Annotated in this window: 14 protein-coding genes; 1 reads left to right on the forward strand and 13 read right to left on the reverse strand. The window is 70.1% G+C overall.

Going from position 1 to position 14,755, the window contains the following annotated elements; genetic code table 11:
• Positions 1–118: 118 nt before the first annotated feature.
• Positions 119–1,351: a DUF349 domain-containing protein gene (locus tag J3486_RS10170; RefSeq protein WP_207819880.1), complete on the forward strand. Its 1,233-nt coding sequence runs from the start codon at positions 119–121 to the stop codon at positions 1,349–1,351.
• 308 nt (positions 1,352–1,659) lie between these two features.
• Here the strand turns inward: J3486_RS10170 and J3486_RS10175 are convergent, their stop codons facing one another.
• The 13 genes from J3486_RS10175 to J3486_RS10235 all read right to left on the reverse strand — a co-directional run bounded on the left by J3486_RS10175 (position 1,660) and on the right by J3486_RS10235 (position 14,733).
• On the reverse strand, positions 1,660–4,176 hold the full coding sequence (locus J3486_RS10175) for a bifunctional (p)ppGpp synthetase/guanosine-3',5'-bis(diphosphate) 3'-pyrophosphohydrolase (protein ID WP_207819881.1): 2,517 nt from the start codon (positions 4,174–4,176) through the stop codon (positions 1,660–1,662).
• 170 nt (positions 4,177–4,346) lie between these two features.
• Positions 4,347–4,886, reverse strand: coding sequence for an adenine phosphoribosyltransferase (locus tag J3486_RS10180; protein ID WP_207819882.1), 540 nt, complete (start codon positions 4,884–4,886; stop codon positions 4,347–4,349).
• Positions 4,887–5,040: 154 nt separating this feature from the next.
• Positions 5,041–6,162, reverse strand: a complete 1,122-nt coding sequence (gene secF, locus J3486_RS10185) for a protein translocase subunit SecF (RefSeq protein ID WP_207819883.1) — start codon at positions 6,160–6,162, stop codon at positions 5,041–5,043.
• Between the two features lies 1 nt (position 6,163).
• Positions 6,164–7,939, reverse strand: a complete 1,776-nt coding sequence (gene secD, locus J3486_RS10190; RefSeq protein ID WP_207820271.1) for a protein translocase subunit SecD — start codon at positions 7,937–7,939, stop codon at positions 6,164–6,166.
• Between the two features lie 139 nt (positions 7,940–8,078).
• Complete coding sequence (gene yajC, locus J3486_RS10195; RefSeq protein ID WP_207819884.1) at positions 8,079–8,576, reverse strand: preprotein translocase subunit YajC; 498 nt, start codon at positions 8,574–8,576, stop codon at positions 8,079–8,081.
• A 174-nt stretch (positions 8,577–8,750) separates the two neighbouring features.
• Positions 8,751–9,830 (reverse strand): Holliday junction branch migration DNA helicase RuvB, encoded by a 1,080-nt coding sequence (gene ruvB, locus J3486_RS10200; RefSeq protein WP_207819885.1) that lies wholly within the window; start codon positions 9,828–9,830, stop codon positions 8,751–8,753.
• Positions 9,831–9,883: 53 nt separating this feature from the next.
• Positions 9,884–10,492: a Holliday junction branch migration protein RuvA gene (ruvA, locus tag J3486_RS10205; protein WP_207819886.1), complete on the reverse strand. Its 609-nt coding sequence runs from the start codon at positions 10,490–10,492 to the stop codon at positions 9,884–9,886.
• Positions 10,489–11,028, reverse strand: coding sequence for a crossover junction endodeoxyribonuclease RuvC (gene ruvC / locus J3486_RS10210; protein WP_207819887.1), 540 nt, complete (start codon positions 11,026–11,028; stop codon positions 10,489–10,491). Before ruvC ends, ruvA begins: the two co-directional genes overlap by 4 nt.
• Positions 11,029–11,163: 135 nt before the next feature.
• The gene (locus J3486_RS10215) at positions 11,164–11,916 is read right to left on the reverse strand and encodes a YebC/PmpR family DNA-binding transcriptional regulator (protein WP_207819888.1); all 753 of its coding nucleotides are present in this window, start codon (positions 11,914–11,916) and stop codon (positions 11,164–11,166) included.
• A 50-nt stretch (positions 11,917–11,966) separates the two neighbouring features.
• Complete coding sequence (gene pdxT / locus J3486_RS10220; protein ID WP_207819889.1) at positions 11,967–12,572, reverse strand: pyridoxal 5'-phosphate synthase glutaminase subunit PdxT; 606 nt, start codon at positions 12,570–12,572, stop codon at positions 11,967–11,969.
• Positions 12,572–13,483, reverse strand: coding sequence for a pyridoxal 5'-phosphate synthase lyase subunit PdxS (pdxS, locus tag J3486_RS10225; protein WP_374194712.1), 912 nt, complete (start codon positions 13,481–13,483; stop codon positions 12,572–12,574). Before pdxS ends, pdxT begins: the two co-directional genes overlap by 1 nt.
• A gap of 138 nt (positions 13,484–13,621) precedes the next feature.
• On the reverse strand, positions 13,622–14,194 hold the full coding sequence (locus J3486_RS10230; RefSeq protein WP_229377815.1) for a DUF6461 domain-containing protein: 573 nt from the start codon (positions 14,192–14,194) through the stop codon (positions 13,622–13,624).
• A complete protein-coding gene (locus J3486_RS10235) occupies positions 14,191–14,733 on the reverse strand; it encodes a hypothetical protein (RefSeq protein WP_207819891.1) in 543 nt (180 codons plus the stop codon). The genes J3486_RS10230 and J3486_RS10235 overlap by 4 nt, the downstream gene beginning before the upstream one ends.
• Positions 14,734–14,755 lie beyond the last annotated feature (22 nt).

Below are 14,755 nucleotides of genomic sequence, written 5' to 3' on the forward strand. Positions count from 1 at the left end.
TCGGTGGCGCTGGATGCGGACAGCATCCCCGCCGGTCGCCTATGTTGGCCGTGACGAAACTGTGGACGATGCCCGGGGGCCCACGAATCCCCCGCAGGCATCATGTGGAGGAGGCGCTGTGAGCAGCGACCCGTGGGGCCGCGTCGACGAGACGGGGACCGTGTACGTGCGTTCGGCCGACGGCACTGAGCGTGAGGTCGGTTCGTGGAAGGCCGGCTCTCCCGACGAGGCCCTGGCCTACTTCAAGCGCAAGTACGACGGTCTGGTCGTCGAGATCGGGCTCCTCGAGCGCCGGGTGCAGACAACCGATCTGTCGTCGAAGGACGCGATGACGGCGATCGAGCACTTGCGTGAGCAGGTCACGGACGCGCATGCGATCGGCGACCTGGACGCACTGGGCAAGCGGCTCGACAAGCTGGTGGAGAGCGTCGAGTCGCGGCGCGAGGAGCGCAAGGTCCAGAAGGCCAAGCAGTCCGACGAGGCGCGGCACTCCAAGGAGGCGCTGGTCGTCGAGGCGGAGGAGCTGGCGCAGTCCGAGCAGTGGCGGGCGGCCGGTGAGCGGCTGCGCGCCCTGGTGGACACCTGGAAGGGTCTGCCGCGGCTCGACCGCAAGTCGGACGACGAGCTGTGGCACCGCTTCTCGCACGCCCGCTCGGCGTTCTCCAAGCGCCGCAAGGCCCACTTCGCTTCGCTGGACGCGCAGCGCGAGGAGGCCCGCAAGGCGAAGGAGAAGCTGGTCGCCGAGGCCGAGGCGCTGTCGAACTCGCAGGACTGGGGCGCCACCGCGGCCCGGTATCGCGAGCTGATGACGGACTGGAAGGCGGCGGGCCGTGCCCAGCGCGAGCACGAGGACGACCTGTGGAACCGCTTCCGCGGCGCCCAGGACGTCTTCTTCGCGGCGCGCAGCTCGGTCTTCGCGGAGCGTGACGCGGAGCAGGGCGAGAACCTGAAGCTCAAGGAGGAGCTGGCCGCCGAGGCCGAGAAGCTGCTCCCGATCGAGGACCTGAAGGCGGCCCGTGCCGCGTTCCGCTCGATCAACGAGCGCTGGGAGGCCATCGGCCACGTGCCGCGCGACGCCCGTCCGAAGGTCGAGGGCCGGATGCACGCCGTCGAGCGCGCCATCCAGGAGTCCGAGGAGGCCGAGTGGCGTCGTACGAACCCGGAGGCGCGGGCGCGTGCCGCGGGTCTCACGGGTCAGCTGCAGGCCGCCGTGGACAAGCTCAAGGGCCAGATCGAGCAGGCCCGCGCGCAGGGCAACAACGCCAAGGCCGACAAGCTCCAGAAGGAGCTCGACGGCCGCCAGGCGCTGCTCGACTCGGCGCTGAAGGGCTTGGAGGAGTTCGGCGGCTGACGCTGCGCTGAGTGCCGGTACGTGAAGTGGCCCCGGGTTCCCAGAGGAACCCGGGGCCACTTCACGCCGCCTTGGGCGTGCGCCCGCCGCCGGCTTGGGCAATCTGCCGCCTGGGGCTTTCCCACCCCGGCCGCCTGCCGCCCCGCCTTGGGCAATCTGCCGCCAAGGGCGGCAGGGTGGGCAAGGCGGCGCCCCAGCGCCGGGCAGGCACTCCGACCGGCCTCCAGCTCGGCCCGGCCCCACCATCGCCGGGTGCAGCGCCGTCCCGGTTGGTCGCGCAGTTCCCCGCGCCCTTGACGAGGCCGGGCTCAGGGCCTCCGCGCCGATGTCACCCGGTACACGTCGTACACGCCCTCCACGCCCCGTACCGCCTTCAGGACGTGACCGAGATGCTTCGGGTCGCCCATCTCGAACGTGAAGCGCGACGTGGCCACCCGGTCCCGGGACGTCTGCACCGCCGCGGACAGGATGTTGACGTGCTGGTCCGACAGGACTCGCGTCACGTCCGACAGCAGCCGCGAGCGGTCCAGCGCCTCGACCTGGATCGCGACGAGGAAGACCGAGGACTGCGTCGGCGCCCACTCGACCTCGAGGATGCGCTCGGGCTCACGGGAGAGCGAGTCCACGTTCACGCAGTCGCTGCGGTGAACCGATACGCCGCTGCCCCGCGTGACGAAGCCGATGATCGGGTCACCGGGCACCGGCGTGCAGCAGCGCGCCAGCTTCACCCAGACGTCGTCGACGCCCTTGACCACGACACCCGGGTCCGCGTTCGAGCGGCGCTTGGAACGGCCGCGCGCGGGCGGCGCGCTCTCGGCGATGTCCTCGTTGGCGGCTTCTTCGCCACCGAGCGCCTGGACGAGCTTTTGCACCACCGACTGCGCCGCGACATGGCCCTCGCCGATCGCCGCGTACAGCGACGAGATGTCGGGGTAGCGCATCTCGTGCGCGAGCGTGACGAGTGAATCCCCCGTCAGAATCCGCTGGATCGGCAGGTTCTGCTTGCGCATGGCGCGCGCGATGGCGTCCTTGCCCTGCTCGATCGCCTCGTCGCGGCGCTCCTTGGAGAACCAGGCACGGATCTTGTTGCGCGCACGCGGTGACTTGACGAAGCCGAGCCAGTCGCGGGACGGGCCCGCGCCGGCCGCCTTGGAGGTGAAGACCTCCACCAAGTCGCCGTTGTCCAAGGTGGATTCGAGGGGCACGAGGCGTCCGTTGACGCGTGCTCCTATGGTCCGGTGGCCGACCTCCGTGTGGACCGCGTACGCGAAGTCCACCGGGGTGGCCCCGGCCGGCAGCGCTATGACGTCGCCCTTCGGCGTGAAGACGAACACCTCGTTGCGCGAGAGGTCGAAGCGCAGGGACTCCAGGAACTCGCCCGGGTCCTCCGTCTCCTTCTGCCAGTCGAGCAACTGGCGCAGCCACGCCATGTCGTTGAGGTGGTCGTCCTTGCCGCCGCCCTTGGGCGCGTCGGAGCGCACCTTGGAGGCGCCCGCGACGGCCTCCTGCTTGTACTTCCAGTGCGCGGCGATGCCGTACTCGGCACGGCGGTGCATGTCGAACGTACGGATCTGCAGCTCGACAGGCTTGCCGTTGGGGCCGATCACCGTCGTGTGCAGCGACTGGTACATGTTGAACTTGGGCATCGCGATGTAGTCCTTGAACCGGCCGGGGACCGGGTTCCATCGCGCGTGGACGGTGCCGAGGGCCGCGTAGCAGTCCCGGACGGTGTCCACCAGCACCCTGATGCCCACCAGGTCGTAGATCTCCGCGAAGTCACGGCCGCGGACGATCATCTTCTGGTAGACGCTGTAGTAGTGCTTCGGGCGGCCGGTGACGGTCGCCTTGATGCGGGCCGCGCGCAGATCGCTCTGCACCTCGTCGGTCACTATGGCCAGGTACTCGTCGCGCTTGGGCGCGCGCTCGGCCACGAGCCGCACGATCTCGTCGTACATCTTGGGGTAGAGGATCGCGAACGCGAGGTCCTCCAGCTCCCACTTGATGGTGTTCATGCCCAGGCGGTGGGCGAGCGGCGCGTAGATCTCCAGGGTCTCGCGCGCCTTCTTCTCCTGCTTCTCGCGCTTGAGGTACCGCATGGTGCGCATGTTGTGCAGGCGGTCGGCGAGCTTGATGACGAGGACGCGCGGGTCCTTCGCCATGGCGACGACCATCTTGCGCACGGTCTCGGCCTGCGCGGCCTCGCCGAACTTGACCTTGTCCAGCTTGGTCACGCCGTCGACGAGCAGCGCGACCTGGTCGCCGAAGTCACGGCGCAGGGTGTCCAGGCCGTACTCGGTGTCCTCGACGGTGTCGTGGAGCAGACCGGCCATCAAAGTGGCCGGATCCATGCCCAGCTCGGCGAGGATCGTGGTGACGGCGAGCGGGTGCGTGATGTACGGGTCGCCGCTCTTGCGCTTCTGGCCGCGGTGCCAGCGCTCGGCGACCTGGTAGGCGCGCTCGATCTGGCGCAGCGTGGACGTCTCGATCTTGGGGTCGTTGCTGCGCACTATCCGCAGCAGCGGCTCCAGGACCGGGTTGTACGGGTTCGAGCGCTGCACGCCGAGCCGGGCCAGGCGGGCACGGACGCGGTTGGAGGAGCCGGAGCGGGCGGCCGGCTGATGCGTGGCGGCCCGGGAGGGACTCGCGGGCGGTGGCGTGGGCCGGGCCGGCTCGGCGGCGGGCTTGGGGCGCGGCGACTCGGCCGCCTTGGTGCCGGGCGGCGGAGCGGGCTTCGCACCGTTCGCGGGCGTGCCGGAGGGAGCCGCGCCCGATGCTGCCTGGTGGTCGGTCGTGGCGGCGGTGAGTGGCTTGGCCTCGTCTGGCAACGGCGCTCCTCGTGCGCGACGGGTCCCCCGTTCAGGTCCCGGAGAGCCCATGGTATCGATCCGGCGCCCACCGAACGTATTCGGCCGGTGAGACAACCTTCAACTGAAGAAACAGCAGAGGCGGGCGCCGGATTCCTCCGGGCCCGCCTCCAAGGCTGTGAGCTGGGGTTTCAGACCACCAGCAGGGCGTCGAGGGGGGCGCCCTGCAGTGCGGGCTCCAGGCGCGCACGGCCGGGCAGGAAGCCGAGCTCCATCAGGACCGCGACGCCCGCGACCTCGGCGCCCGCACGGCGGATCAGGTGCAGGGCGGCCTCGGCGGTGCCGCCGGTGGCCAGCACGTCGTCGATGACCATGACGCGGTCGTCGCCGGACAGATCCTCGGCGTGCACCTCGATCTCGGCGGACCCGTACTCGAGGTCGTAGGACTGCGAGAGCGTCGCTCCGGGGAGCTTGCCCGCCTTGCGTACGGGGATGAAACCTAGGCCCGCGCGCACGGCGACCGGGGCGCCGAGGATGAAGCCGCGCGCCTCCAGGCCGACGACCTTGGTGGCGCCGTGGCGGACGCAGAGCTCGGCGAGTGCGTCGGTGAGGGCCGTGAAAGCCGGCGGGTCCGCGAGCAGCGGGGTGATGTCCTTGAAGAGGACGCCGGGCTCCGGGTAGTCCTGCACATCACGGATGCGGCTGAGGAGCAGCTCCTTGATGTCGGTCATTTCTGCACCTCAGCGAGTGTGTGAAGGGTTTTTCCCCGGCCGTTTCGGGCGGGTCCGCGCGATCGTCAACCCTAGCAGTCGCGTCGGTGCGCACACGACGAGGGCGCCGGGAGCGTCGCAGCTCCTGGCGCCCTCGCAGGTACGGACCGACGGGTCAGCGGCGCTTGCCCGAGGGGCGGCCGCGGCCGCGGTTGCGGGCCGGCTGGGTGCGCGGTCCCGCGCCCGCAGGGGTGGCGTCCTCGTGGTCGTCGTCCTGCGGGGCCTCCGCCTGCTGGCCGACGACCGCGGCGGCCGTCTCGGCCTTGGCCGCGGTGGCGGCGCGCTTGGCGAGAACCCGCTTCTTGAGCGCCTTCATCTTCGGCTCGCGCTCCTTGAGGTCGGCGACCAGCGGAGTGGCGATGAAGATCGACGAGTACGCACCGGCGGCGAGGCCGACGAAGAGCGACAGCGAGATGTCGTTCAGCATGCCGGCGCCGAGGAAGCCGCCGCCGATGAACAGCAGGCCCGCCACCGGCAGCAGCGCCACGACCGTGGTGTTGATCGAGCGGACCAGCGTGCCGTTGATCGAACGGTTGGCGATCTCGCTGTACGTCCAGCGGGTCTGCTTCTCGATGCCCTTCGTCTGTTCCTTGAGGGAGTCGAAGACGACGACGGTGTCGTAGAGCGAGTAACCGAGGATCGTGAGCAGACCGATCACCGTGCCCGGCGTGACCTCGAAGCCCACCAGGGCGTAGATCCCGACGGTGATGGTGATGTCGTGGATGAGCGCGACCAGGGCCGCGACCGCCATCCGCCACTCGAAGGCGATCGCCAGGTAGATCACGACGAGCACCATGAAGATCGCCAGACCCTGCCAGGCCTTGTTGGCGATGGTCTCACCCCAGCTGGGGCCCACCAGGTCGGCGTTGATGTCGTCGGCCTTGATGTCCATGTCCTTGGACAGTTCGGCCTTGATCTGGTCCGACTTGCCGGTGTCGATACCGGCGACCTGGATGCGCAGGCCGCCCGTGCCGAGCTCCTGCACGATCGCGTCGTGACCGGAGGCGTTCTCCGCGTACTTCTCCGCCTGGGCGGCGGAGACGGAGGTCTTGGGCGTCGTGAAGACGGCGCCGCCCTCGAACTCGATGCCCATGTTCAGGCCGCGCACCGCCAGACCCAGGATCGCCGTGATGGTGATCAGGATCGAGACGCCGTACCAGATCTTGCGCTTGCCGATGAAGTCGTAGCCGACCTCACCGCGGTAGAGCTTGGCGCCGAGAGTGCCGAGCTTCGACATCTCACGCCTCCTTCGGGTCGACAGGACGGGTGGCGCGGCGGGTGCGGCGCAGCGGGGGCTGGACGCCGAGTCGCTTGGGGTCGAGACCGGACCACTTGTGTCCGCCGGTGAAGAACTTCGTCCGGGCCAGGAGCGTCATCAGCGGCTTCGTGAAGAGGAAGACCACGACCACGTCGAGCAGGGTGGTCAGGCCGAGCGTGAACGCGAAGCCCTGGACCTTGCCGACGGTCACGATGTAGAGCACCGCGGCCGCGAGGAACGACACGAAGTCGGAGACCAGGATGGTGCGCCGGGCGCGCGGCCAGGCACGCTCCACGGCGGGCCGCACGGAGCGGCCTTCCCTGATCTCGTCCCGGATCCGTTCGAAGAACACGATGAACGAGTCCGCGGTGATACCGATGGCCACGATGGCGCCGCAGACGGCCGGCAGGTTCAGCGCGAAGCCGATGGCCGGGCCGAGCAGCGTCATGATCGTGTACGTCAGGATGCCGGACGTGATCAGCGAGGCGAGGGCGATGACCGACAGGCCCCGGTAGTAGACCACCAGGTAGATGACGACCAGGGCCAGGCCGATGGCGCCGGCGATCAGACCGGCGTGCAGCTGCTCACCACCGAGCGCCGCGGTCACCGAGGTGACGGACTGCTCGTGGAAGGTGAGCGGCAGGGCGCCGTAGGACAGCACGTTGGCCAGGTCCTGGGCGGACTCCTGGGTGAAGCTGCCGGAGATCTCGGCGGAGGCGCTCAGCGTCGAGCTGACGCTGGGGGCGGAGACCACGTCGCCGTCGAGCACGATGGCGAACTGGTTCATCGGCTGCTGCTGGTCCTTGAGCTTCGTCGTCGTCGCGGCGAACTTCTTCGAGCCGGAGCCCGTGAAGTCCATGTTGACGACCCACTGGCCGGACTGCTGGTTGATGACCGCCTGGGCCTTCTTGACGTCCTTGCCGTTCACCTCGGACGGGCCGAGGATGTACTTCACCCACGCGCCGGACGAGTCCGTGCCACAGGCGATGATCGTGTCAGTCGCCTTGGCGCCCTCGTTGATCTGCGTACGCGCCTTCTTGTCGGTGCAGTCGAGCGCGGTGAACTTCTTCTCGAGGGCGGTCGTCGCCGGGTCCGCCGAGGCGCTCGCCGACGGGGACGCCGAGCTGGACGCCTTGGCGTCGGCGCTGCTGCTCGCGCTCGCGGAGGAGCTGGGCGTGGCATCGGCCTTGAGGGCGTCGGTGACGGCGCGGCCCTGGGAGGTCGCGGACGCGGAGGCGGAGGCGGACGGGGTCGCGGAGGACGACGCCTTGTCCGTGGCCTTGTCGGTCGCCTTGCTGCTGGAGGAGGCGCTCGGCGACGGGCTGGCGGAGGAGTCCGCCGAGGGCGAGCCGGAGGCCAGCGTGAGGACGGGGCGGAAGTAGAGCTGCGCGGTCGTGCCGACCTGGTCGCGCGCCTGCTTCTCGTTCGTCCCCTTCGGGATGTTGACGATGATGTTGTTGTTGCCCTGCGTCTGGACCTCGGCCTCGGAGACACCCATGCCGTTGACACGGCGGTTGATGATGTCCGCCGCCGTGTCCATGTTGGTCTTGTTGATCGCGTTGGGCTTGCCCGGCTCGTTCTTGGCCTGCAGGGTGATGCTGGTGCCGCCCGCCAGGTCGATGCCCAGGCGCGGAGTGAACGTGCCGGAGAGGAACATCCCCCCGACGAGCGCGACCATGATGATCGCGATCAGGCTCAGGGCACGGCCCGGCTTGCTCTGGGCACCTGCCCCTCGGCTCTTTTTAGGTGTGGCCACCTTCTCGTACTCCCTCTCCATCCGCCCGGCATCGGGGATGCGTGCCTGGACGGCCATGAAATGGTCGAGAATCCTCGCGCGTCACGCACGAACCGGAACCGCGGGGACGCAAGCGGACGTCCCCCGGCCCAGGTCGTGACTACTTCGCGTCGGACTCGCCGTCGGTCTTCTTCACCTCGGCGTCGTCGGCCTTGGTGGCATCGTCGGTCTCGGCGGCCTCGTCGGCCTCGTCCTTCTTGCCGAGGTCGATGCGCGAGTCGTCGGCGGCGGTCTCGTCGGTCTCGGAGGGGCCGGTCAGAGACGACGCGTCGTCCGGCACGACGGCGCCGTCGGTCAGCTCGTCGTCGACCGCGTCGGGGCCGTGGACGATGCGGTTGTACTCGTCGTCGGAGAGCACGGCACCGATCGCGTTCTTCGCGAACATCAGGTGGACGCCGGGGCCGGCGTCGAGGAGGACCGTGTCCTCGTTGACCTCCTTGACCGTGGCGTACATGCCCCCGATCGTGCGGACGCCGGAACCGGGCTGCATCTCATTGCGCATGCTCGCGGCCTGCTGCTGCTTCTTCTTGGCAGACCGGGTCATCAGGAACATGGCCCCGATGAGCACGATGAACGGGAGGAGGGTCACGAGACTCACGGGTGGAAACTTCCTTCAGGCGACCGCGCCGGAGTGCGGCCTTGTCGGGGGTTGGGGGTCGGCCGTCGTCCTCAAACCTCAAGAACGACGTCGGCGGAGTCTAAGCGAGTCCGCCATCTGGGAACAACGCTCAGCATGGCACCGGGGTTCCAGCCGCCGCGAGTACCCGCGCCGTCACGCCCCGAAGAGGTCCTGTTGTCCCCTTGCGCCCGGCTTTCCCTGAGGCGCGGTGAGTCCGAGGTGGCTCCATGCGGCCGGGGTGGCGACCCTGCCGCGGGGCGTTCTGGCCAGGAGACCTTCGCGTACGAGGAAGGGCTCGGCCACCTCTTCCACGGTCTCACGCTCCTCCCCCACAGCGACAGCAAGTGTCGAAAGTCCCACAGGTCCGCCGCCGAACAGCTTGAGGAGCGCCTCCAGGACGGCGCGGTCGAGGCGGTCGAGGCCGCGGCCGTCCACCTCGTAGACCCCGAGGGCCGCCGCCGCGATGTCCCGGGTGATGTGGCCGTCGGCCTTGACCTGGGCGTAGTCGCGCACGCGGCGCAGCAAGCGGTTGGCGATGCGCGGGGTGCCGCGGGAGCGTCCGGCGATCTCGGCCGCGCCGGCCGGGTCGATCTCCACGTCGAGGAGTCCGGCGGAACGGTGGATGACCCGCTGGAGCTCGGTCGGCTCGTAGAACTCCATGTGCGCGGTGAAACCGAAGCGGTCGCGCAGCGGGGGCGGCAGCAGGCCCGCGCGCGTGGTGGCGCCGACCAGCGTGAACGGGGGCAGTTCGAGCGGGATGGCGGTGGCGCCGGGGCCCTTGCCGACGATGACGTCGACGCGGAAGTCCTCCATCGCCATGTAGAGCATCTCCTCGGCGGGCCGGGACATCCGGTGGATCTCGTCGAGGAAGAGGACCTCGCCCTCCTGGAGGGAGGAGAGGATCGCGGCCAGGTCACCGGCGTGCTGGATCGCGGGGCCGCTCGTGATGCGGATCGGGGCGCCCATCTCCGCGGCGATGATCATGGAGAGGGTGGTCTTGCCGAGGCCGGGGGCGCCGGAGAGCAGGACGTGGTCGGCGGTGGCGCCGCGCGCGCGGGCGGCGCGCAGCACCAGGTCGAGCTGCTCCCTGACCTTCTCCTGGCCGATGAATTCGCCCAGGTCCTTGGGGCGCAGGGCCGCCTCGACCGCCTGGTCCTCACCGTCGGCGGACGCTCCGACGAGCCGGTCCGCCGCCTGCGGGGTGGCCTCGTCGGTCGTCTCGTCCCAGTTCATGTGGTGTGCCTCGCGTTACGTGAGCCGAAGGGTCGGTGAGCAGGTGGGGTCCGCTAGCGGGTGCGGTTGAGGGTCTGCAGGGCCGCCTTGAGGAGCTGGCCGACCTGCGGGCTCTGCGTGGCCTCGGCCTGCGGGGTGACGGCGGCGACCGCCTCGTCCGCCTCGCGGGTCGCGTAGCCGAGGCCGATCAGCGCGGCGTGCAGCTGGTCGCGCCAGCCGCTGGTCACGGCCGTGCCGATGGCCGGGCCGCCGGTGCCGAGGGGCTCGCCGAGCCGGTCCTTGAGCTCCAGGAGGAGCTTCTGGGCGCCCTTCTTGCCGATGCCGGGGACGGCGGTGAGGGCCTTCTCGTCGCCGGTGGCGACCGCGCGGCGCAGCGCGTCGGGGCTGTGCACGGCGAGCATGGCCTGCGCGAGCCGCGGGCCGACGCCGCTGGCGGTCTGGAGCAGTTCGAAGGTCTGCTTCTCGTCGTCGTCGGCGAAGCCGTAGAGGGTCAGCGAGTCCTCACGGACGACGAGGGAGGTGGCGAGCTTGGTCTGCTGGCCGATGCGGAGGGTGGACAGCGTGTTCGGCGTGCACTGGAGGGCCATGCCGATGCCGCCGACCTCGACGACCGCGGCGTCGGGGGCGAGTGCGGCGACGGGGCCGCTGACGAAGGCGATCATGCGGTACGGCCTTTCAGTGCTTTGGATGCGTGCAGGGCAACTGCCTGCTGGAGTCTGTTCTGCGCGGGGGCGCGCCAGATGTGGCAGATGGCGAGGGCCAGGGCGTCGGCGGCGTCGGCGGGCTTGGGCGGCGCGTCGAGCCTGAGCAGCCGGGTCACCATGGCGCCCACCTGCGCCTTGTCGGCGCGGCCGCTGCCGGTGACGGCGGCCTTGACCTCGCTGGGGGTGTGCAGGGCGACGGGGATGCCGCGCCGGGACGCGCACAGCATGGCGACGGCACTGGCCTGGGCGGTGCCCATCACCGTACGGACGTTGTGCTGGCTGAACACCCGCTCCACGGCGAGGACTTCGGGGTCGTGCTCGTCGAGCCACTGCTCGATGCCCTGCTCGATGGCGACGAGGCGGTGGCCGAGCTCGGCGTCCGGAGGGGTCCGTACGACGCCGACGCCGCGCATGGTCAGCGGCCGCCCCGCGATCCCCTCGACCACGCCGACACCGCACCGGGTGAGCCCCGGGTCCACCCCGAGTACGCGCACGCCTGGCCCCCATCCCTCGATCGTCTGTTTGTGCAGGCTATCGGCTGGCACCGACAAAGCGGCGGGGCGACGGGGTGTGTCCCGTCGGCCCGCCGCTCACGGTGCTGGTCAGGCGGCACAGGCGCCCGAGGCGCCTCAGGCGTCGACCTTCTCCATGACCTCGTCGGAGACGTCGAAGTTCGCGAAGACGTTCTGCACGTCGTCGCTGTCCTCCAGCGCGTCGATCAGCTTGAAGATCTTGCGCGCGCCCTCTTCGTCGAGCTCGACCTGCATGGTCGGGACGAAGTTGGCGTCGGCCGAGTCGTAGTCGATGCCGGCGTCCACCAGGGCGGTGCGGACCGCGACGAGGTCGGTGGCCTCGGAGAGCACCTCGAAGGACTCGCCCAGGTCGTTGACCTCTTCGGCGCCCGCGTCGAGCACGGCGCCCAGGACGTCGTCCTCGCTCAGTTCACCCTTGGGGACGACCACGACGCCCTTGCGGTTGAACAGGTACGAGACGGAACCCGGGTCGGCCATGTTGCCGCCGTTGCGGGTCATGGCGACGCGCACGTCGGAGGCGGCACGGTTGCGGTTGTCGGTGAGGCACTCGATGAGCACCGCGACACCGTTCGGACCGTAGCCCTCGTACATGATCGTCTCGTAGTCGGCACCGCCGGCCTCAAGGCCGCCGCCGCGCTTGACCGCGGAGTCGATGTTCTTGTTCGGAACCGACTGCTTCTTCGCCTTCTGGATGGCGTCGTACAGCGTCGGGTTGCCCTCGATGTCCGTGCCGCCCATGCGCGCCGCGACTTCGATGTTCTTGATCAGCTTCGCGAAGAGCTTGCCGCGCTTGGCGTCGATCACGGCCTTCTTGTGCTTCGTCGTAGCCCATTTAGAGTGGCCGGACATCTGCCTGTCTCCTTCGCGTAACCAACCTCATGAAACGAACGCCAGCGATCCTACAAGGCTCGCGCCCCGTCCCTCTCACGCACCATGTCCACGAACAGGCCGTGAATGCGGTGATCACCGGTGAGCTCCGGGTGGAAGGACGTCGCCAGGGCGTTGCCCTGACGCACGGCGACGATGTGCCCGTCGTGCTCGGCGAGCACCTCCACGGCCGCGCCCACGGACTCGACCCAGGGGGCGCGGATGAAGACGCCCTCTACAGGATCGCCCTCGACGCCGCGTACGTCGACCGCCGCTTCGAAGGACTCGTTCTGCCGTCCGAAGGCGTTGCGGCGCACGATCATGTCGATGCCGCCGACCGTCTCCTGGCCCGAGCGCGGGTCGAGGATCTTGTCGGCGAGCATGATCAGGCCGGCGCAGGTGCCGTACACGGGCATGCCTTCGCGCACGCGCGCGCGGAGGGGCTCCATCACGCCGAAGAGGTGGGCCAGCTTCGAGATGGTCGTGGACTCGCCGCCGGGGATGACGAGGCCGTCGATCTCGGCGAGCTCCTCGGGGCGCCGCACCGGGCGGGCCACGGCGTCGGCCGCGGCCAGGGCGACGAGGTGTTCCCGTACGTCGCCCTGGAGCGCGAGCACTCCGACCACGGGGGTGGTCATCACCAGCCCCGGTTCGCGTAGCGCTCGGCCTCGGGGAGGGTGTCGCAGTTGATGCCGACCATGGCCTCGCCCAGGTTGCGGGAGGCGTCCGCGATGACCTTCGGGTCGTCGTAGAAGGTGGTGGCCTTGACGATGGCGGCGGCGCGCTTGGCCGGGTCGCCCGACTTGAAGATGCCCGAGCCGACGAAGACGCCCTCGGCGCCGAGCTGGCGCATCAGCGCGGCGTCGGCCGGGGTGGCGACGCCACCGGCGGAGAAGAGGACCACCGGCAGCTTGCCCAGCTCGGAGACCTCCTTGACCAGCTCGTACGGGGCGCGCAGCTCCTTGGCGGCGGCGTACAGCTCGTTGTTGTCAAAGCCGCGCAGCTTGGCGATCTCGTTCTTGATCTGGCGCAGGTGGCGGACGGCCTCGACGACGTTGCCGGTGCCGGCCTCGCCCTTGGAGCGGATCATGGCCGCGCCCTCGGCGATGCGGCGCAGGGCCTCGCCCAGGTTGGTGGCGCCACAGACGAAGGGGGTCGTGAAGGCGAACTTGTCGCTGTGGTTGACCTCGTCGGCCGGGGTGAGGACCTCGGACTCGTCGATGTAGTCGACGCCGAGGGACTGCAGGACCTGGGCCTCGACGAAGTGGCCGATGCGGGACTTGGCCATCACGGGGATGGAGACCGCGCCGATGATCTCCTCGATCATGTTCGGGTCGGACATCCGGGCCACGCCGCCGTCCTTGCGGATGTCGGCGGGCACCCTCTCCAGGGCCATGACGGCGACGGCGCCGGCGTCCTCGGCGATCTTCGCCTGCTCGGCGTTGACGACGTCCATGATCACGCCGCCCTTGAGCTGCTCGGCCATGCCGCGCTTGACGCGCGCGGTGCCGGTGGCGGGGGTCTCGTTGGACTGGGTGCTGGTGGACACGGGTGACCTCACTCGGTGAAGAAGGCTTCTTGCTGCACCGAGGAAACCCCCGTGGACCAGGCCACTACAAGGGCCAATGGGTAGGCGGTGGCTCCTTTTGCCTGGGATCGGCAGGCGGACGCCTCCGTGACCGACTCCCTACAGGGGCAGCAGATTGCCGGTCCAGCGCTGTTCGTCGTCCCCCGGAGGGGTCACGCGCAGGCCGAAGGCGTCCTCCAGGAACGTCAGAAAGGCGTGCGGCTCGCCGGGCTGCCCGGGGAGCAGCCCGAGCCGGGACATGGGCGCTGCGAACCGCTGTGGATCGCTGCCGGACAGGCCGCTTCCCCCGAGGTCGTGGAACCCGAGCACCGTGCTGCCGTCGACCGCGTGCTTCAGCCAGTTCACCGGCTTGTCGTTGTGGTGCAGGACGACGGCCTCGGTCCCCCGCGACACCTCGTGCAGCAGCCGGTCCTCCAGGCCGTGCGTGCCACCCTGCTCCCAGGCCCACGTCCAGTCGCCGTCGGTGCCGGTGATCACGACGGGCTCGACGTCGTCGAGGATCGTGTCGCCGTACTCGTCGTCGAGCTCCACGGGATCCCGCAGCGCCACGCTCTGCGGATCGGCGCCCATGCGGGCCAGGAGCTCCCGCGGTGCCAGCCCCTTGGCGAAGGTCAGCGTGTAGATCGGCAGGTCGCCCCGGAAGTACCCGAGGCCGCGCTCGTCGCGCGTCATGCGACGCGTTCCGCCAGCGCCACCGGCGGCTCGTCGTCCATCTCGAACGCCATCGGGAACGGCGCGTGTCCGGCGAGCCGGAACCAGCGGACCTTGCGGTGCCGGCGCAGGGCGCGGGCGGCGCGTACGGCGTCGTTGTGGAAGCGGCGGGCCATGGGGACCCGGCGCACGGCCTGGGCGAGCTCCTCCGCGGCTTCCTCGCCGCCGGGGGCCGCGCGGACCGCCTCGACCTGGTCGGGTTCGTTGAACACCGCCCTGAGCGCCTGGCTGAGCTCGCTCTCCGCGACCTCGCGCTGTTCCTCCTCCGCCTGGCGTGCCGCGTGCGCGGCCTCGTACAGGACGATCGAGGCGGCCGGGTCGAGCACGCCCGACGTGGCCAGCTCCTGGGCTACGGAGGCGCGGCGCAGGAGCTGGGCGTCGAGGGCCGCGCGCGCCGCGTCGATACGGGCGTGCAGGCGGTCGAGACGGCCCGCGGTCCAGCTCAGGTAGAGGCCGATCGCGAAGAGCGCGACGGCGATCCAGATCAGGGTGACGGTCACGGGCGGCAAGGCTACCTGTGGG

The organism is Streptomyces sp. VRA16 Mangrove soil (assembly GCF_017377775.1).
In the GTDB taxonomy this organism is placed as follows: Bacteria; Actinomycetota; Actinomycetes; order Streptomycetales; family Streptomycetaceae; genus Streptomyces.

Bases quoted from the DNA above. Each gene is read 5' to 3' on its own strand.
- J3486_RS10180 (WP_207819882.1), bottom strand. From the start codon at position 4,886: ATGACCGACATCAAGGAGCTGCTCCTCAGCCGCATCCGTGATGTGCAG.
- secF (WP_207819883.1), bottom strand. From the start codon at position 6,162: ATGTCGAAGCTCGGCACTCTCGGCGCCAAGCTCTACCGCGGTGAGGTC.
- ruvB (WP_207819885.1), bottom strand. From the start codon at position 9,830: ATGAACTGGGACGAGACGACCGACGAGGCCACCCCGCAGGCGGCGGAC.
- ruvA (WP_207819886.1), bottom strand. From the start codon at position 10,492: ATGATCGCCTTCGTCAGCGGCCCCGTCGCCGCACTCGCCCCCGACGCC.
- J3486_RS10215 (WP_207819888.1), bottom strand. From the start codon at position 11,916: ATGTCCGGCCACTCTAAATGGGCTACGACGAAGCACAAGAAGGCCGTG.
- pdxT (WP_207819889.1), bottom strand. From the start codon at position 12,572: ATGACCACCCCCGTGGTCGGAGTGCTCGCGCTCCAGGGCGACGTACGG.
- J3486_RS10230 (WP_229377815.1), bottom strand. From the start codon at position 14,194: ATGACGCGCGACGAGCGCGGCCTCGGGTACTTCCGGGGCGACCTGCCG.